At 57.9% G+C, this 16866-nt stretch carries 20 protein-coding genes and 1 riboswitch; of the genes, 4 read left to right on the plus strand and 16 right to left on the minus strand.

The window, feature by feature from the left end:
• Positions 1-2: 2 nt before the first annotated feature.
• The 10 genes from rpmD to yqeB form a co-directional block, all read right to left on the minus strand.
• A complete protein-coding gene (gene rpmD / locus ACTNDJ_RS00785) occupies positions 3-185 on the minus strand; it encodes a 50S ribosomal protein L30 (protein WP_154516067.1) in 183 nt (60 codons plus the stop codon).
• A 2-nt stretch (positions 186-187) separates the two neighbouring features.
• Positions 188-712, minus strand: a complete 525-nt coding sequence (gene rpsE / locus ACTNDJ_RS00790; RefSeq protein WP_154516070.1) for a 30S ribosomal protein S5 — start codon at positions 710-712, stop codon at positions 188-190.
• A 14-nt stretch (positions 713-726) separates the two neighbouring features.
• Positions 727-1095: a 50S ribosomal protein L18 gene (gene rplR, locus ACTNDJ_RS00795; protein ID WP_118270231.1), complete on the minus strand. Its 369-nt coding sequence runs from the start codon at positions 1093-1095 to the stop codon at positions 727-729.
• Positions 1096-1170: 75 nt separating this feature from the next.
• The gene (gene rplF, locus ACTNDJ_RS00800) at positions 1171-1707 is read right to left on the minus strand and encodes a 50S ribosomal protein L6 (RefSeq protein WP_370450587.1); all 537 of its coding nucleotides are present in this window, start codon (positions 1705-1707) and stop codon (positions 1171-1173) included.
• A 33-nt stretch (positions 1708-1740) separates the two neighbouring features.
• The gene (gene rpsH, locus ACTNDJ_RS00805) at positions 1741-2139 is read right to left on the minus strand and encodes a 30S ribosomal protein S8 (RefSeq protein WP_006235262.1); all 399 of its coding nucleotides are present in this window, start codon (positions 2137-2139) and stop codon (positions 1741-1743) included.
• A 119-nt stretch (positions 2140-2258) separates the two neighbouring features.
• Positions 2259-2444: a type Z 30S ribosomal protein S14 gene (locus ACTNDJ_RS00810; RefSeq protein WP_022094280.1), complete on the minus strand. Its 186-nt coding sequence runs from the start codon at positions 2442-2444 to the stop codon at positions 2259-2261.
• A 79-nt stretch (positions 2445-2523) separates the two neighbouring features.
• A complete protein-coding gene (rplE, locus tag ACTNDJ_RS00815) occupies positions 2524-3081 on the minus strand; it encodes a 50S ribosomal protein L5 (RefSeq protein WP_154516073.1) in 558 nt (185 codons plus the stop codon).
• A gap of 307 nt (positions 3082-3388) precedes the next feature.
• Positions 3389-4702, minus strand: a complete 1314-nt coding sequence (locus ACTNDJ_RS00820; protein WP_441044624.1) for a uracil-xanthine permease family protein — start codon at positions 4700-4702, stop codon at positions 3389-3391.
• A gap of 298 nt (positions 4703-5000) precedes the next feature.
• Positions 5001-6044, minus strand: a complete 1044-nt coding sequence (locus tag ACTNDJ_RS00825; RefSeq protein ID WP_441063372.1) for an XdhC family protein — start codon at positions 6042-6044, stop codon at positions 5001-5003.
• 12 nt (positions 6045-6056) lie between these two features.
• A complete protein-coding gene (gene yqeB, locus ACTNDJ_RS00830; protein ID WP_441063370.1) occupies positions 6057-6848 on the minus strand; it encodes a selenium-dependent molybdenum cofactor biosynthesis protein YqeB in 792 nt (263 codons plus the stop codon).
• Positions 6849-6950: 102 nt separating this feature from the next.
• Here yqeB and yqeC point away from each other — a divergent pair, with 102 nt between their 5' ends.
• Complete coding sequence (yqeC, locus tag ACTNDJ_RS00835) at positions 6951-7688, plus strand: selenium cofactor biosynthesis protein YqeC (protein WP_441083180.1); 738 nt, start codon at positions 6951-6953, stop codon at positions 7686-7688.
• Positions 7689-7802: 114 nt separating this feature from the next.
• Here the strand turns inward: yqeC and ACTNDJ_RS00840 are convergent, their stop codons facing one another.
• The gene (locus tag ACTNDJ_RS00840; RefSeq protein WP_441063367.1) at positions 7803-8393 is read right to left on the minus strand and encodes a nucleotidyltransferase family protein; all 591 of its coding nucleotides are present in this window, start codon (positions 8391-8393) and stop codon (positions 7803-7805) included.
• 267 nt (positions 8394-8660) lie between these two features.
• Here ACTNDJ_RS00840 and ACTNDJ_RS00845 point away from each other — a divergent pair, with 267 nt between their 5' ends.
• The 3 genes from ACTNDJ_RS00845 to ACTNDJ_RS00855 all read left to right on the plus strand — a co-directional run bounded on the left by ACTNDJ_RS00845 (position 8661) and on the right by ACTNDJ_RS00855 (position 10946).
• Positions 8661-9314, plus strand: a complete 654-nt coding sequence (locus ACTNDJ_RS00845) for a helix-turn-helix transcriptional regulator (RefSeq protein WP_441083181.1) — start codon at positions 8661-8663, stop codon at positions 9312-9314.
• Between the two features lie 123 nt (positions 9315-9437).
• The gene (locus ACTNDJ_RS00850) at positions 9438-10127 is read left to right on the plus strand and encodes a hypothetical protein (RefSeq protein ID WP_441083182.1); all 690 of its coding nucleotides are present in this window, start codon (positions 9438-9440) and stop codon (positions 10125-10127) included.
• A gap of 297 nt (positions 10128-10424) precedes the next feature.
• Positions 10425-10515, plus strand: a riboswitch (SAM riboswitch).
• A gap of 8 nt (positions 10516-10523) precedes the next feature.
• Complete coding sequence (locus tag ACTNDJ_RS00855) at positions 10524-10946, plus strand: hypothetical protein (RefSeq protein ID WP_441083183.1); 423 nt, start codon at positions 10524-10526, stop codon at positions 10944-10946.
• Between the two features lie 255 nt (positions 10947-11201).
• Here the strand turns inward: ACTNDJ_RS00855 and ACTNDJ_RS00860 are convergent, their stop codons facing one another.
• From ACTNDJ_RS00860 to brxL, 5 genes are all read right to left on the minus strand, one after another.
• Positions 11202-11786: a DUF4230 domain-containing protein gene (locus ACTNDJ_RS00860; protein ID WP_441083184.1), complete on the minus strand. Its 585-nt coding sequence runs from the start codon at positions 11784-11786 to the stop codon at positions 11202-11204.
• Positions 11779-12507: a DUF4230 domain-containing protein gene (locus tag ACTNDJ_RS00865; protein WP_441083185.1), complete on the minus strand. Its 729-nt coding sequence runs from the start codon at positions 12505-12507 to the stop codon at positions 11779-11781. Before ACTNDJ_RS00865 ends, ACTNDJ_RS00860 begins: the two co-directional genes overlap by 8 nt.
• Before the next feature lie 450 nt (positions 12508-12957).
• Positions 12958-13593 carry a hypothetical protein gene (locus ACTNDJ_RS00870; RefSeq protein ID WP_441083186.1) on the minus strand — a complete coding sequence of 212 codons (636 nt, stop codon included), beginning with the start codon at positions 13591-13593 and terminating at the stop codon, positions 12958-12960.
• Positions 13594-13607: 14 nt separating this feature from the next.
• The gene (locus tag ACTNDJ_RS00875; protein ID WP_427795001.1) at positions 13608-14603 is read right to left on the minus strand and encodes a restriction endonuclease; all 996 of its coding nucleotides are present in this window, start codon (positions 14601-14603) and stop codon (positions 13608-13610) included.
• A gap of 118 nt (positions 14604-14721) precedes the next feature.
• Entirely contained in the window at positions 14722-16863 is a 2142-nt protein-coding gene (gene brxL, locus ACTNDJ_RS00880; protein ID WP_441083187.1) for a BREX system Lon protease-like protein BrxL, read from the minus strand.
• Positions 16864-16866 lie beyond the last annotated feature (3 nt).

Here is a 16866-nt window from a genome sequence, read left to right on the forward strand (position 1 = left end):
TGCTACTCCTCTACAATCTCGACAAGGTGCTTGACCTTGAAGATCATGCCGCGGACGGACTCGTTGTCAGTAATCTCGCGAACCTCGCGGATCCTGTGGAGACCGAGGGCACGGACAGTACGGACCTGGTCCTGCTTGCAACCGTTGGTGCTGCGGACCTGCTTGATCTTGATGGTGTCAGCCATGCTTAGTTCTCCTTACCGACGAACATCTCGGAGACCGTCAGGCCACGGCGAGCCGCGACGTCCTCAGGGCTGGAGAGCTCCTTGAGGCCCTCGACGGCAGCCTTGATGATGTTGAGGCCGTTGTCGGTACCGAGGGACTTGGACAGGACGTTCTTGATGCCAGCAAGCTCAAAGAGGGGACGCACAGCGCCGCCGGCGATAACGCCGGTACCCTCGACAGCGGGCTTGATGATGATGCGGCCGGCACCAAAGTGGCCGATAACCTCGTGCGGAATGGTGCCCTCTTCGGTCACCGGCACGTGGAACATGTTCTTCTTGGCATCGAGAGACGCCTTGGAGATGGCCATGGGCACCTCAGCGGACTTGCCCATGCCAACGCCGACGTTGCCCTTGCCATCGCCAACGACGACGAGAGCGACGAGGCTCATGCGACGACCGCCCTTGACGGTCTTCGACACGCGGTTGATGTAAACGACGCGCTCCTCGAACTCGGAGGCCTCGCGCTGCTGCTTCTGATTACGAGCCATGTGCTACATACCTCCTAGAACTCGAGACCGGCGGCACGAGCACCGTCGGCGAGGGCCTTGACGCGACCATGGTAGATACGGCCACCGCGATCGAAGGCGACCTTGGTGATGCCGGCCTCGATGGCACGCTTGCCAACGAGCTGACCGACCTTCTCCGCAGCCTCCTTGTTCGAGGTGTGGGTGCCCTTGAACTCGGCCTCGAGGGTCGAGGCAGAGACGAGCGTCAGGCTGGAGCCCTTGCTGTCGTCGATGATCTGGGCATAGATGTTGGCGTTAGTACGGGTCACGCGAAGACGCGGACGCTCGGCGGTACCCGAGATCTTGCCGCGAACACGACGCTGACGACGCTTGAGGCCTTCCAGCTTCGCCTTATGCTTGTTCATACGTAAACTCCTAAAAAGGTTGATCTTGCCAGCACCTAACGGGGTGCTGGTCTTATGCGAGTGAGTCGGTTACGACTACTTGGCGGCCTTACCCAGCTTGCGGCGGATGTGCTCGCCAACGTAGTGGATACCCTTGCCCTTGTAAGGCTCGGGAGGACGGTGGCCGCGGATCTCAGCGGCGATCTGACCGACCTGCTGCTTGTTGATACCCTTGACGTTCACGTGGGTGTTGTCGGGAACCTCGAAGGTGATACCCTCGGGAGCCTCGACGATCACGGGGTGCGAGAAGCCCAGGGAGAACTCGAGGTTCTTGCCCTTCTGCTGCACGCGGTAACCGACGCCGGCGAGCTCGAGCTTCTTCTCGAAGCCCTCGGAAACGCCAACAACCATGTTGTGGATGAGGGCGCGGGTGAGGCCGTGGCGGGCACGGGTCTCACGCTCGTCGTCGGGACGGGAAACGGTGAGGACGTTGTCCTCGATATTGATAGCGAGCTTCTCATAGACATCGAGCTCGAGCTGGCCCTTGGGGCCCTTGACGACAACGTTGTTGCCGTTGACTGCCACTTCGACTCCGGCGGGAATCTGGACAGGCTTATTACCGATACGAGACACGGTGATCTCCTTTCCTTCTACCTACCGAGCGAATTACCAGACGTAAGCGATGATCTCGCCGCCGACGTTGTGCTTGCGAGCATCGCGGTCGGTCATGACGCCATGGCTGGTGGAAATAATGGCGGTACCAAGGCCACCGCGGACGCGGGGCATGTCGGCAACGCCGGTGTACTTACGCAGGCCCGGCTTGGAAATGCGGCGGATGCCGTTGATGACCTTAGCCTTCTTGGGACCATACTTAAGCGTGATGTGCAGAGTCTTCTGGGGAACGGTGTCCTCGACATCGTAGCCCTCGATGTAGCCCTCCTCGTGCAGAACACGAGCGATCTCGACGAGCTTCTTGCTGCTCGGCATGGAGACCGTGGCCTTGTTCACAGAGTTAGCGTTACGAATGCGCGTAAGCATATCTGCGATCGGGTCTGTAAGGTTCATACAGATTCTCCTTCGTTCTTGATGAACACGTGCTCTTGGTTCTTCGCCGCCCTTAACGGCAAAGCCTAACTAGCACGTTTTCCCTGTTCCAAACGGATGCTTGAAACGCTGGTAGTGACTTACCAGCTGGCCTTCTTAACGCCGGGAAGCTCGCCCTTGAGTGCAAGCTCGCGGAAGCAGACACGGCACAGGCCGAACTTGCGGTACACAGAGTGCGGACGGCCGCAGCGCTGGCAGCGCGTGTACTCACGAGTAGAGAACTTCTGCTTGCGATTGCACTTGACGATCATCGATGTCTTAGCCACTTATATCCTCCTCACATAGAGTATTGTTCGCCCCAAGCGCCGCCCCCTTGTGGGAACGGCGCTTATAGGGCAGGTGAACCTATTTCTTGAACGGGAAACCAAAGGCGTCCAGAAGGGCCTTGGCCTCCTCATCGGTGTTGGCGGTGGTCACGAAAGTGATGTCCATACCACGCTGGTGATCGACGGAGTCAAAGTCGATCTCGGGGAAGATGAGCTGCTCGGTGACGCCCATGGAGAAGTTACCACGGCCGTCGAAGCTCTTGGCGGAGATGCCGCGGAAGTCGCGGATACGAGGGATAGCGACGGAGGTCAGACGATCGAAGAACTCCCACATACGGTCGCCACGCAGGGTAACCTTGCAGCCGATCGGCATACCAGCGCGCAGGCGGAAGGTAGCGATGGACTTGCGGGCACGGGTGATCATCGGCTGCTGGCCGGTGATGGCGCGCAGGTCGCGCACGGCACCGTCGATGGCCTTGGAATCGGTAGCGGCCTCGCCGACACCCATGTTCACGACGATCTTCTCAAACTTGGGGATCATCATGACGTTCTCGTACTGGAACTTGTCCTGAAGCTGCTGCTTGACCTCGTTGTTGTACTTGGCCTTCAGACGCGGCACATACTTCTCTTCTGCCATTGTTCACTCCTTCTTGGGGTTTTAAGCACGGGGCGTGGCCACGGTGGGTTGTCCTCGTGCCTCCTGACTGCATCCGCGCCGCTCATGGCATTTCGCGGTTTGGACTCGACGCAGCAGGAGCCGACAAAACAATCGGTACTATACGCGCATTGGGTGCGTATTTCCAGAAAAACATCGTCTGCCTGCACAACTCCACAACTCCCCCGCACAAATGGGTCCCAAAAAACAGTTGCGGTGAAATAGGGACTGTTTGGCGGCCTAACAGGCTTAAACAATCCGTATTTCACCGCAACTCATATATGGGTCGTTATTTTTGGCGAGGCAGGACCAGGTTGAGGACGACGGCGACAAGTGCGGCGACGGCAATGGAGGATCCGCCAAAGACGGTGTCGACCCATGCGGGGAATCCAGCGCCGGCGAGCGCGCCGGCCGTGCGCTCAATGCCCGTGCCAAAGGCGATAGAGAGACCCATGAGCGTGGTATCGCGCTGAGACAGGCCGTGGCGGGAAAACATGACCACACCGTTCATGCCGATGGTTGCGAACACGCCAATGGTGGCGCCGCCGATCACCGGTTGCGGAATGGACGTGAGCACTGCCGCGCACTTGGGCAGCAGGCCCGCGACGAGCAGAATGGCGGCTGCGAGCGTAAAGACCATACGGTTAACGACCTTGTTCTCGGCGATAATGCCCACATTCTGGCCAAAGGTTGCCGTGGGGACGCCGCCCAAAAAGCCCGAGAGCATACCGACGAGACCATTGGCGATCAATCCGCCCGAGATCTGACTATCGGTCGCGGGGGTATCGAGCGCCGCAGAGGACACGGCGGCAAACTCTCCCATGACCTGCACGGCGTTCACGATGGCCACAACGCCCACCACGGCACACGCCGCTGGATCGAACACCAGACGATGGGCGCCAAACGCCGGTGGGGCAAACCAACTTGCAGTCGCGACAGCCGAGAAGTCGACCATGCCCAACACCGCCGCAACGACAAAACCTGCGCAGATACCGGCCAGGATGCTGCCCAGCTTGAGCGCGCCCTTGCCGTAGTTACCGGCCATAAAGGTGACGACAAACGTCACGAGCGCGACGGTCCAGTTGGTGACGCTGCCAAAATCGGCCGCGCCCTCCCCGCCTGCCATGGACGCCACGGCAACCGGGCACAGCGACAGGCCAATGACAAAGATGACGGTACCGAGCACCGGAGCTGGGAACAGAAAGCTCACGCGCTTAAACAAAAGACCAAAGAGCACGACGAGCGCGCCGCCGATAACTTGAGCGCCCAGCACGGCCTCGAAACCAAGCTCAAGACCGACCGCTTTAAGTGCCGGCACGAAGGTAAAGCTCGCGCCCATCACGATGGGCAAGCCCGAGCCGACGATGCCTTTTATGGGGAACTGTTGAAGGAAAATGTCAAGCGCCGAGAGGACGAGCGACGCCTGAATGACGGCGGCTTCCTCTTGAGGCGTGAAGCCGCAGACCGACGCGATGATGATAGCGGGCGTGACGATACCCGCGAATGCCGCCAGCACATGCTGCAGTGCATGGGGCAATACCTGCACAAACGAAACTTTTCCCGTACGCTCGAACAGGGCGTCCCCTGCCACCGACTCTGCCATTTGCGCCTCCCATACCCTAGGCAGCGGCCCTATGCCGCCCAACGGGCGGACATTATAGGGCATATGGCACAGGTAGCATTTTGACCCGCATGCGGCAGAGGGCTGGGGTAGCTAATTTGGGACGGGGCTCTTTTAGCTACCCAACAGTGAGCGAACGCCTCGAGATGATTTTTCTGGGACGGGGATTAAAAAATCATTGCGTACCTAATGATTTTTTAATCCCCGTCCCAGAAAAATCATCGAGCAGGCAGGGTAGCTAAAAGAGCCCCGTCCCAAATTAGCTACCTCTGGGATGCGACTAGCGCTTGCGGGGGACGAGCTTGGTGCGACGCAGATGGATCATCTCGGCGGCGATGGAGATGGCGATCTCTTCGGGATCCTCGGCCTGAATGGCAACGCCGATCGGCAGGTGCAGCTCGTCGATCTGGTCCTGCGTAAAGCCCTCCTGCTCCAAGCGAGCCCGCACAAAGGCCGTCTTGCGGCGCGAACCCAGGCAACCCAAATAGGCGGGCTTGGCGCGCATGGCCTGAATCACCACATCGATATCGGACTTGTGGCCCGCCGTGGCGACGACCACCAGATCGCGCGGACCGATGGGGCATTGCTCGTCCAGGTTCTTGTAGTCGACCAGACGACGGTCGTAGACGCCGGGCACCCATTCGGGCGTCAGCGTGCCGGGGCGGTCATCGCACGCCACAACGGCAAAGCCCGCCGCCGTGAGCACGCGCGCCGTCGCGGCGCCCACGTGACCGCAGCCAAAGATGTAGGTCAGGCCCTCGGGGCAAAGCGTCTCGATGTGCGCCGGGGGAATCTCGGAGGCGGCGTTGGTGTAGGTGACCTTACTCCCCTCTTCCGTCAGCGAAAGCCCGGGGCAACCCACAATGGTGCGGCGCGACTCCTCGCCATGGTATTCGGCAGCGTCGCTTTCGAGCGCGCTTGCGATAAACGGTTCAAAGTCGATGACGAAGTCGCCGATGCGTCGATACGCCAAGACGTCGGCAACCGACTGGAACAACGGCGCCTGCGATGCATCCAGGTGCAGATAGCACAGGCAGATGGCTCCGCCGCAGATCATGCCGGTATCGGAGTTCTCGCCGCCCATGGTGTAGCGGACCAGACGCGATTGCCCTGCGGCCAACAGCTCGCGCGCCTCGTCCAGCGCAAGGAGCTCAATCTTACCGCCACCGATGGTGCCCGCTTGGCTGCCATCGGCAAAGACGGCCATCCAGGCGCCCACGCCGCGCGGCGATGACCCTGCCGTGCCGGCAACTACCACCAGCTCGCACGTCTTACCGGCCTTCAGAGCGCCAAGCGCAGCATTCACCACATCGAGCTTTTCCATCGTCGCTTCCTATCACCTAAAAACGTCGGTGAACATGGCGAGCGCCTCGAGTACGCCGCCGCCGACCGACGTCGCCTTGTCCGAAATATAGTTGATATAGCTGGCATCGCCGCGTGGATCGACATCGGCACATTTAAAGCCCTCAGTGACTTGAACGCCGTTCGCCAAAAGCCCGCGCAAGCAGCCGTCAATCTGCGTGACCATGGGCGCATCGCCCGCATACCCAATCGCATCACCGGCACTCACGATGTCGCCAATCACATGGTCGGACCTAAACACGCCGGCGGCGGGGCTGTGGATAACGCGCTCCTTGCCATAGCCGGCGATGACACCCGGCACGCCCGTATTGGGCTGGGGCGAGCCCTGGGTGATGACGCGGCCGAGAAAATGACCGCGCATGGTCTCGACCACGGCATCGCAATCGAGCGGCGCGGTAAAGCCCGGTCCTACGGCAATGACGACAGGCGCCATATCGCGCGTGGTGCCCAAATTGCGCTTGGCCAGGATCGCGTCGACCACGGCAGCGGGCTTAAGTTCGTCGAGCATCTTGGCCTGGGGATCCACCACGACGGCAACATCTCCGGCCTGGGTAATTGCAAGCGCCTCTGCCGGCGTCTGCGCCAAGCGGGCGCGAATGCCCTCGACCTGAACCTCGCCCAGGCGAATGGCCTCGCAAAAACTGATTGTGCGGCGGATACACGTGGGAACCGCGATATCGGCCATAACGACCGACACGCCGGCGCGCACCAAACGGGCGGCGACGCCCGTGGCGATATCGCCGGCGCCGCGAACATAAACGAGCATTTCCGGGGCACCTCCCTGTGCTACGGTTTGAGCAGAGCAAAAGCGGTTCGACCGCTACTCTGATGATTATTTATTATCACAGTATTATACGGCGGTGAACAGATGGAAACGACGAGCGGAAACCTTGTCTCCGCGCTCAAGCTCGAGCCGGGCATTACCGCGATTATCGGCAGCGGTGGCAAGTCGACCTTGCTAAAGGCGCTCGGCCTTGAGCTTATGCGCGTGGGCGGCCGCGTGCTCCTCTGCACCACCACGCATATGTTTCCCGTCGCCGGCGTGCCATGGGACGGGTCGAGTCGTCTCCTGGACGCCGCACCTTGGAAGCCGGGCGCCGCACATGTCCCCGGTTGCACCTGCGAGGCCTGCGCGGGCCTTGCGCGGGGAAGCATCTGCCAAGCAGGTGTCTTGGACCCCGAGACGGGCAAGCTCTCCGCCCCCGCCGAGCCGCTCGGCAAGCTGGCACAGCGCTTTAACTACGTCTTGGCCGAGGCGGACGGCAGCAAGCGGCTCCCGCTCAAAGCCCACGCTGCCTGGGAGCCGGTGATTCCCTCTGGCACGGCCAACATCGTCTGGATCGTTGGCGCCTCGGGGCTCGGCAAGCCCATCAACGAAGCCGTCCACCGCCCCGAGCTCTTTTGCGAGCGTTGCGGCTGCGAGACCACCGACATCGCCACGCCCGAGCGCGTCGCCCAGGTGCTCAATGCCGAAATGCAGGCGCTGAGGCTCGACGCCGCGCACGTCATACTCAACCAAGTCGACGCGCTCAGCGACCCCACGATAGCCGACCGCTTTGAGGCTGCCCTCGGCCGCCCCGTCGTCGCCACCAGCCTCCAGGGGTAGCTAATTTGGGACGGGGCTCTTTTAGCTACCCCATGTTGAGAGAAAAATCATCAGGTAGGCAGGGTAGCTAAAAGAGCCCCGTCCCAAATTAGCTACCCCTGGCGGCACCCCCTGCTAGCGAGGCGCGTAGCAGGCCGCAACGTGTTCTGAGACGCGGCGCTGTCCCTTGGCGGTATCGACGTCCCACAGCTCGTAGGCACGCGCCTCGACCAGCACCACGTCGGTGCGGTCCTTGAGAATCGAACCGCCGCCGTCCTTGCCCTCAAGACACATAAGCGCATCGAACAGTTCCGCCGGAAAGAGCACCGGGCTCGAAGGCTCACCGCTGCACGCCAAGCGCACCGGGTGTTTGCGGCCGCGCTCGTCAAACGCGCGAACCATGGCCTCAAAAGAATCCGCGCTCACAAGCGGCTGGTCGCCCGGCAAAAAGAGGCAACCTTTCCAGTTGTGATCGAATCCCCACGAAAGGCCCGCACGGACGCTTTCGCTGCGCAGCTCACCCTCGTGCAGCGCGCACGGGCAATGCTTGTCCTCGCAAATCTGAGCGACCTCGGGCCAGCGCGTCGAAACCACAACGTCAAAGCCCCGGGGAACCGAATCGATGGTCCGGGCAATCAGCGGCTCGCCATAGATATCGGCAAGCATCTTGTTAGAGCCAAACCGCTTGCCCTCGCCCGAAGCCATAATGACGCATCCAAGTTTCATGGCGATACCTCCCCTGAAGCCATCGTACCCATAACTCGCGCCGCGGGGCACCTACATCGAAAGCGCTTATCCCGCACGCCCACGACGCAAAAAGGGGGCACCCCGCCGGTTGGCAGAGCGCCCCCTTTACATGGCTTACCTCAACCCGGCTTTAGGCCTGAAACCAACGGACGGCGTTGCGCTCATAACGCAGCGACGCTTTCGTTATTTGCGAACAAGTGGGGTTTATGGCAAAGTGTGCCCAAACTAATTTTTAGGAAGGCACCCATGACCCCCGCACAGATTGAGTTTTATAAGCGCCTTGCACACGGCCTGGCGCTCCAGTTTGGCCCCAACTGCGAAGTCGTCGTCCACGACCTGGAGACCGAGGACGTGGATCACTCCATCGTAGTGATCGAAAACGGCCATGTAAGCGGACGCAAACTGGGTGACGGTCCCAGCCATATTGTGTTTGAGTCCATGCACGAGGACACCACCGACGTGCACGACCGCGAGCCATACCTCACCAAAACCGCCGATGGCAAGCTGCTTAAGTCCTCGACCATCTTTATCCGCAACGACGAGGGCAAGCCTGTCGGCATTTTGGGCATTAACTTTGACATTACGCTCATGAAAGCTTTTGAGCGCTCGCTCGATGCCTTTACCGGCACCGGCGGCACGGGCTACACCGAGCCCGAGCCCATTACCAAAACCATCGGCGACTTGCTCGAAGATCTGCTGCGCGAGTGCGAGCAATACGTGGGCAAGCCCGCAGCCCTTATGACCAAAGATGAGCGCATTCGCGCCATTGGCTACCTCGATCGTCGCGGCGCCTTCCTCATTTCCAAGTCGAGCGAGCGTGCCTGCGAGTTCTTTGGCATCTCTAAGTACAGCTTCTATAGCTACCTCAACGAGGCAAAGGCTGCCGCCGGCGACAAGTAGGCAGCTCGGCCGGATCGCCCTCCCCTTTTGGGCGCGAGTTCTGGAATGCACGAATCCAAGACTCGGCCGCAAGGCAAGTTCCATATAATCGATGAAATAGACAGTTCGAAAGGATGGAACAAGATGGGGTCGAGCAACGCATCGCGCAACGGCCACGGAGGCTTCGCTTCTGCCGCCAGGCATGCGAAACGCGTGTTTGACGAGGGCGAAGACGATCTGTTTGCGTTGAGCCTCGACGACGTGATGAGCGATCGCCCCTGGACAGCCGACGAGCACATGAGCGGCAAAACCCATTCGGCAGGCGATCCTTCCGAGACGGCATCGTTTATCGCCGCGGCGCAGCATCTTGCGCCCGAACCGCCCGTTGCAGATCTCGACGACTTTGCGACCCGTCAGTTTGCCTTCGATTCCTGGGCTGATGCCGATCTGGACGAAACATCTGCCGGCGCGCCGACGCTCGGCGAGCCGGTAAATCCACTTGTCGCCGCGTCCGCTTCCGAATACGAGCCGGACGACCACGCGCAAGCTATGCCCACATCCTCATACACCGATAGCCACACTGACAACGACGATTATTATGGCGACTACTACGCCGCGGAAGAGGCGCCGCGCTTTTTGGATTTCAATCCAGTAGCAAAGATTATCTTTATAGCGATTGTCGTGGTGCTACTTGGCGTCATTGCGTTTGAGGGATTCCAGCTGTTCCGCAGCCCCGTCGAGTCCGAATCGGCAACGCAGCAAAAAGAGGACGAGAGCAACGACTACCTCGACGTCAACAACCTCAAGGGCGACCCCAACGACGGGGACGAGTAGCGAGGGCTGAGGGCGGCTGAAACGTCCATATGTAGCACCAGCTTCTACGTGCTGTTTTGTTATCCGGTTACACTTTTCCGAATGTTGAGACCGTCAGATTCGACACTTTTCCGTACTTTTGAGGTGCCGATTCCGACACTTTTCCGTACTTTCTTACGGCTGATTTCGACACTTTTCCGAATGTTGGCCGAATAATTGCCGCGTAATCAAGCGCCGTCTGCACATCATTTCGCAGGCGCGCTTGATTTGTGTCCGCGCGCGCTGATAGACTCCATCGTGCCCGCAAGGAGCGGGCGCGTTTTATCCAGAGTCGGGGTAGAGAGTTGGCTCCACGATCCCGACGCCAACCGGCCAAGAGGCACGGTGGCCCTGCCAACATCGATGAAAGGAGTCCGTATGGACAATTTCTCCGTGCGCAGCGAGCGCAATTTCCACAACCTGGCAGCCAAGCCAAAACGAATACATCTTCTGGACAAGCCGAACGGCTATGCCTCGGCCATGGTCAAGAGCAGTCTCTCCCACCAGATGCGCTTTACGGTGCAGGTACTCGAGGAAGAGCTCTGCGCCGGCGGCGACCCGCATGTGTTGCAGATCAAGCTGCTCGGAGACGACTCGCGCGAGCCGTCGAGTTGGAAGTTGTTTGCAGACGGCATGTGCGTTGCGGACGGATCCGGCGCCTTTGCCCGCGAGTGCTTCTGCGAGGGAGCCGAGGTGTTTTTGGACCTGTGCCGCGATGCCGTGCGCGCAGCCAAGCTGCGCCAATGGAGTCAGAGGGAGTACGAGCTGCTGAGTGCCGCGCGCGGGATCGCGGGGGTGTAGACGAACGCAAGATGCATCATGGTGACGTGCAGCCATCGCACGCCACCCCTCAAATCACACGGTGTCAAAAGGCTGGCACTTGTGTCTGCCTTTGACAGTCCGAAAGCGCTAGCGAAGTTCATTGATGCCGCGGCTAGATACGCAGCAGTAAAGAGATGTTGAATACAAAAAGAGGCCTCCCATCTCTAACACAACCAGAAATGGGAGGCCCTTCATATCCGAAGCCCCTCTCAAGCAAGGCAATTGTAAGTCAGCCTATTCTGCATCCTTAAACTGAACTTCGTACTTCTCGCCCATCCGCTCGCCAATTCCAGTGACGTACTGGCTCAAGAGAGTTTTAGCTCTTTCACGGGCGCTGTTCATCAATGTCGAATTGCCCTCGACACTTTTTATCATTTCGTTTTGGGCTTCTTCAAGTGCAGCGGACTGATCAACTGTCGTAATAGGAGTTAGCAGTCCGGTATCGCTATAGATATCGGAAAAGGTGCTCTCGTCGGCTTGGGGCTGACCGAGGACCTGCGCATTAGGGACTGTGATAGTTACGACATTGTTCTCATCCGGCTTACTGACATCTACCTTGGCAACATCAACACCCAGCTGCACGGTTCCGTCGTACTCGAACCACGCTTTCTTGTAACCCACGTTTATCCCAAACAGCATATTGGTGCCGTCGTTATAGATTTCCGCGACGTTATGGAATCTGCACTCAACGGTAGCAAGCTCAGCGATCTTCGTATAACCCGAAAAATCAGGCTCTTCGTCTTTTTTTGCGCAACCCGAAAGCCCAGTAAGTGACAGCGCCGCCACGAGGGCAAAGCATACCAACCATGGTTTACGCATTGGAGTCAGCCTCCCCCTTGTAATCGGCCAACGGTTTGAAATCAAGCTCGTACTCACCCTCGATAAGCGGCAGCGTCAGGGCCTTCACGGTATCCCGCAAGCTCGCGTCCGCCTGTTTTTTAATCTCCTTTTTATCAACTTCGTCTGCGGCATCTTTGCGACAAAGTGACAGAACATCTTTTATATCTGCAGTTGCGTTTTCGGGAAGGTAGCCAAACTTACTATTGTCGAGCTGAGGCTCGCCAACCTGCGCTTTGGGGAGATAGGCGGTAACGACCTTATTCTCTTCGTCGATGCCAAACTGGATGTCGCTCATCGTAAACGATGCACGAATGTGAGCCTCGTATTTAACGCGATATTCCACGCGATCCATCCAGAGGAACCTGCCGTGTTTCTCGACGATGCCGTGGTAGGTGTAATCAACCGTAGAAAGACTGTCGATATCTACAGCAGACTTAAGATCCGATGTCGTGAGGTACTGAGTTTCGTCGTTATCGAGCATTGAAGGGAGGATGAAGCCGAAAAATCCGACAAGGGTCACCGCTATGACCACGACCAAAGCGATCTTTACCTTGGTCGACAGCTTTCCAAAAAACTTGGCAACCTTCTTACCCCACTTGTCATTCGCCTCGACCGCTTCTTTTCGAGACACTTCCACACGCTCATCATGCCCGGAGGTACATTCGGACTGAACGCCCCTCTCATGTTTGCTATGTTCCAAAACACGCCTCACTCATACCGTTGAGTAGTAATCTGCTGGTAGAATTCTATCAGCAGTTATTGAACTCATTTCTTCCAGTTCGGCAGGAGGCAAAATGAAGCAGTTGTATGCAGTTTTGGCAGTTGTGATTGCGTTGATAGCCCTCATTCTTCTCGCCAGCACCATTGGCATTATCAGCATCAGGCTTTAGCTCGCCATCAGATACCTCGCATCCATCCCTCAGCAGATTCAGCCTCAGCCTTCAAATTAGGCAACCACAACGGCATGCGCAACGTCTGCGGGCTCACCGAGATCGGTGAGCCCGCTTTCCGTAATCTGGTTGCCAAAATGTCGGTGGTCAGAATCTCCCGAGTCAATCACGAGCGATGAGCGAACATAGACAGCTGCAGAGAGCTCGAACGCTTGACGTACGAGAGTGTAGAAACCCATATCTCGAATATAGCGGCTCTTCTATGCCGCTCTCAAAAGTATCCCTCGTTGGGTATTCAGACACTCCTTCAGTCCCTCAATATCATTCGGCTTCTTTTCGAACAGCTTAAGAACGGCATTGGAGGTCTTCTCGCCATTCGCCTTGGACAGACGCTCTGTGTAGTCGCGCACGGACTTAACAATGTCCTCAAACTGCTCGCCCTTAATTTCGACCGAAAAGCCTTCCTTACCGCCATTAAGGGCAGTTATGGCGCCTTCCAACCTGTCAATCATCTCGATTGTGAGTTCGCCATCCCCCAAAGCCTTAAGGTATTCCGAGAATGTGGAGTTAAAGTCTGCCATCTGCTTCTTTCGCATCGCGTCTTCTTTGCTGTGGCGCACATGAGTCATTCCCGCATAGATGCCTCCGCCGACCGCAGCTACGCCCGCAACCGCAAGCGCGGCTATAGCAACTTTCTTGTTCTGCTTCGCAAGCTGAACTGCCTGGTCAGCTATGCGCAGCGCTTTGTTGGCCCCATTTTGAACATCTGCAGGCTTAAGATGCCGAACAATATGACCAGCGCCATCGCGCACAACACCGCCCCATTGGACATACTTACCAGTAGCTAGGCCCACCGCTATATCTGCGGGAACTTCGAAAGCAACCTGTTGAATCATGGCAATGTCTCCTTTTATGCTGGCCACCAGATACGGGTGAGCGGAAGAATGGAACGGGTATCGTCATCGGTCTTGTCATAGATTTCGACATAGTGCCGCACGAAGGCATCCAGATCGAGTAGGCGCACGGGAATGTTTGCACGATCCGCCTCGTAGCGCGCCTCTTTCGTAAAGCCCCCAGTTGACACATACAGTCCACGGTCGCCTGCGCGAAGGCCACCGATAAAAGCACGGACTGCCGGAGCGCCCATGGCGCCCTTACGGTGTTTGACCTCAGCGACAATACGAGGCGATTCCAATCCGAGAGCATCCGGAGACGCCACCACATCGCGACCACCATCAGGACCCTTGGGCATAACGCGAGCGCAGTAGCCCATGGCCTTGAGCAAGCCCGCTACCAAGCGCTCCATATCCTCCCAATCGAGCTGGTTAACGCGATCCTTAATGAGCTCAATACCATTGTCATAGGTTGCTGCGAGGGTTTCTTCGTCATTTGTCGCGTTGTTATCATCGATGGCGGAATCATTCGAAGGCACCGCCGACTTATCCTTTGCGGCGTTCATGAGATCGGCCATAACTTCATCAGACACGGCAAAGATGGTTTGGATGCCGCCAAGTGAATTCTTAGAAGAAGGCGAGAGCACGTCACGTGGAGCGGTTTCACCCCATTTGACGTCTCGCGTGTAGGTCACTCCGTCCATATCGCAGACGGCAACGCAGGGGCCAGTGATAACGCCAAGGTGATAAAGGCGGCTCTCTGGATCGTACATGACAACAGTCAAGCCCGTCGTCATATCGTGCGCAAAGCGGTAAACCTGGCCAACACCCGCCGCGACTTTACCCTTGCTGTCACCGGGATGCGCCTGGCCATATGCCGCCCTAATCTGTTCGCGATCCATAGCGGCAATATCGGCACCATCGAAATCCCAACCGATACCTATGACGCCGCGCTCGAGCCAGTCGGACGCATATACGCCGCCGCGCCCCGCACGAATCATCCAAGCACCCACGCGAAACCTGCCTTCCCGCCATAGCGCATCTGTGTTGTGACACCATGGCTTAACTCAAAACCCCAAAGATCACTTCGACGACATTCGCTGCATTGGCAAATGACAACAAGCGGCCCTATTACTCGCTCACCTTCATATAGGTGAGCTCAAATGCCTTTACGCGACGCATTTCGGGTAGGCGGTTCTCGATGCTAAAAGCGTTGCCGCTGTCGAAGCGTTGCCAAATATCCAACCCGCGATCGAGCAGGATGTCCCATTTGCCATCGATCTTGAGATGTCGCGCATGAAGTGTACCGCTGCGATCAATCTCCCAAGTAAAATCAAGGCCCAAGGGAGACATGGACTCCCTGATTTGCTCCAGGTATTCCTCCTGCTTGGAATCGGGGTATTCGTCGGGAGCTGTAATCAGATGCACCTTTACCGAAGTCACGTCAAACTTGCAATGGCGCACGACCACTTCGAGCAGTTCCATTACGTTGCGACATTGATGGAACGTGCGCACGTACGGATCAATAATCTCGACATTCTGCGCTCCCTCCAAGTAAGCACCAAAGAGCTTCTCATAGGAAACACCACGCTGATTCTCGCGCAGGGCAATGTGTCCAGCTCCAGGCTTACGCACCGCTGGCTTCGGCTGAGACTGCGCAGGAGCTGCTGCCTCAGTCTCAGCGGACGCAGCGGGCTTATCCACGGATGCTTCGACGACGCGCTCCTCCGCCTGGACCGCCGCCTCGAACCCATCGGTCATAGGCGCTTTGCCCCCGTCGCCCTCCCAAGGCACCTTGTCCAGTGAGTGATACGTCGCGGGATAGTCAAGCTCCTCGAGCGTTGCCACCTGTTTCCAGGCGCCTCCCCCCTTGGGGCGATAGGCAAAGTCAACACGCTCAAAGGTCTCGTCAATGCGGATGAGTGTATCCTTCACGCGCTTGCGCAGCTCCAAAGCGAACTCGACGATTTCAGCGGCCTCCTCAGCGGTCTCATTGCGCCCGGGGAACAGAATTTTCATCAGGCCCGCGCACGTCTTTACCACGCCGTCACGGTCGCGCGTCGAGATACTGCTCGAAAGCTCGAAGAACCGATCGACCTCACCCGAATAGTCCATAGGACGCATAGCACGCAAGGCCTCGGCAAGGTAGTCAACGATAAAGCCAAAATCACTGCAGAACATGTCACCACGGATGATATCCATCTCCCAGCCAGGGATATAGGCATGCAAGCGATCAATAAACGCGGGGTCATGATAGACGGGAGGCAAATCCTCGAGCAGGTCCGTCTTGTTGATCATGTAGCTCACATCGTGGCTCGTGTTGCCCACGAACACCATAGACGCCTCTGCCGTCACCTGTTCAATACCACGACTAAAGCTCTTGTTGGCCATATAGTTCTTCATGATGTCAACGATATCGGCCTTGGGCTTTTTATTCTTGCCCGCGAACTCGTCGAAGGCTACGCAATCCCAGTAGCCAACCAGGCCGATCTTACCCGTGGAGTTGTTCACGAACAGCTTCGCCGGCGTTACCTCGCCGCCCGAGATAAGGATACCGTGCGGGCTGAACTCACTGAACACATGGCTTTTACCGGTGCCCTTAGGCCCCAACTCAACCAAGTTGTAATTTCGCTCGCAATAAGTCACCAAGCGCGTCAGCTGGAACAATTTGGCACGGCGCCCCAGCTGATTAGGGTCCAAGCCAATCGAGCGGATGAGTACGTCAATCCACTCGTCCTCAGAAAACTGCGAGCGTCGTGCAACGAAGCCCTCAAAGTCGAAACGCGACATCTGAATAGGCTTAAGCGAATTGAGCACATAAGGGGATTCATCGCGCGCCTCATTTGCCTCGTAGGATAAATCGGCGATGCACCACACGCCCGAAACGAGCAGACGACGATTCTTCTTAACTGTGTCAGAGCTCACGAGGACCTTGGATACACCCAAATTCTCAAAAGATGCCTCATAGGCATCGCGCTTCTCGTTGAGCGTGACCGAAACCTTGTCGATGATGCGCTTCTGCCCAATTTGTTTTATATCCGAACGTATAGCGCCAGCCTCGGCACGTTGCACGTAGTGCTTGGCAAGGATGCTGCGCACGCGCTCCACGCCCGCTTCAATCTGAATTTCGTCATCGGTGGCGCAATTCTGCCCCAGCAGGTACTCGAGCACGTAGCTGGGAACGGCAGCGTTGCCCTTCACGAGCTTGACGAGGTCCTTACGGACCACATAACCCGTAAATACGTCGTTCAGTTTTTTATCCAATGCGTCCATGCG

The sequence above is a fragment of the Collinsella sp. HCP3S3_D1 genome (assembly GCF_052064015.1).
Classification (GTDB): Bacteria; Actinomycetota; Coriobacteriia; order Coriobacteriales; family Coriobacteriaceae; genus Collinsella.

What these genes read in the sequence shown, in the direction of transcription:
- rpmD (WP_154516067.1), bottom strand. Translation starts at nt 185, where the DNA reads ATGGCTGACACCATCAAGATCAAGCAGGTCCGCAGCACCAACGGTTGC.
- rpsE (WP_154516070.1), bottom strand. Translation starts at nt 712, where the DNA reads ATGGCTCGTAATCAGAAGCAGCAGCGCGAGGCCTCCGAGTTCGAGGAG.
- rplR (WP_118270231.1), bottom strand. Translation starts at nt 1,095, where the DNA reads ATGAACAAGCATAAGGCGAAGCTGGAAGGCCTCAAGCGTCGTCAGCGT.
- rpsH (WP_006235262.1), bottom strand. Translation starts at nt 2,139, where the DNA reads ATGAACCTTACAGACCCGATCGCAGATATGCTTACGCGCATTCGTAAC.
- rplE (WP_154516073.1), bottom strand. Translation starts at nt 3,081, where the DNA reads ATGGCAGAAGAGAAGTATGTGCCGCGTCTGAAGGCCAAGTACAACAAC.
- ACTNDJ_RS00820 (WP_441044624.1), bottom strand. Translation starts at nt 4,702, where the DNA reads ATGGCAGAGTCGGTGGCAGGGGACGCCCTGTTCGAGCGTACGGGAAAA.
- ACTNDJ_RS00825 (WP_441063372.1), bottom strand. Translation starts at nt 6,044, where the DNA reads ATGGAAAAGCTCGATGTGGTGAATGCTGCGCTTGGCGCTCTGAAGGCC.
- yqeB (WP_441063370.1), bottom strand. Translation starts at nt 6,848, where the DNA reads ATGCTCGTTTATGTTCGCGGCGCCGGCGATATCGCCACGGGCGTCGCC.
- yqeC (WP_441083180.1), top strand. Translation starts at nt 6,951, where the DNA reads ATGGAAACGACGAGCGGAAACCTTGTCTCCGCGCTCAAGCTCGAGCCG.
- ACTNDJ_RS00840 (WP_441063367.1), bottom strand. Translation starts at nt 8,393, where the DNA reads ATGAAACTTGGATGCGTCATTATGGCTTCGGGCGAGGGCAAGCGGTTT.
- ACTNDJ_RS00845 (WP_441083181.1), top strand. Translation starts at nt 8,661, where the DNA reads ATGACCCCCGCACAGATTGAGTTTTATAAGCGCCTTGCACACGGCCTG.
- ACTNDJ_RS00850 (WP_441083182.1), top strand. Translation starts at nt 9,438, where the DNA reads ATGGGGTCGAGCAACGCATCGCGCAACGGCCACGGAGGCTTCGCTTCT.
- ACTNDJ_RS00855 (WP_441083183.1), top strand. Translation starts at nt 10,524, where the DNA reads ATGGACAATTTCTCCGTGCGCAGCGAGCGCAATTTCCACAACCTGGCA.
- ACTNDJ_RS00860 (WP_441083184.1), bottom strand. Translation starts at nt 11,786, where the DNA reads ATGCGTAAACCATGGTTGGTATGCTTTGCCCTCGTGGCGGCGCTGTCA.
- ACTNDJ_RS00870 (WP_441083186.1), bottom strand. Translation starts at nt 13,593, where the DNA reads ATGATTCAACAGGTTGCTTTCGAAGTTCCCGCAGATATAGCGGTGGGC.
- brxL (WP_441083187.1), bottom strand. Translation starts at nt 16,863, where the DNA reads ATGGACGCATTGGATAAAAAACTGAACGACGTATTTACGGGTTATGTG.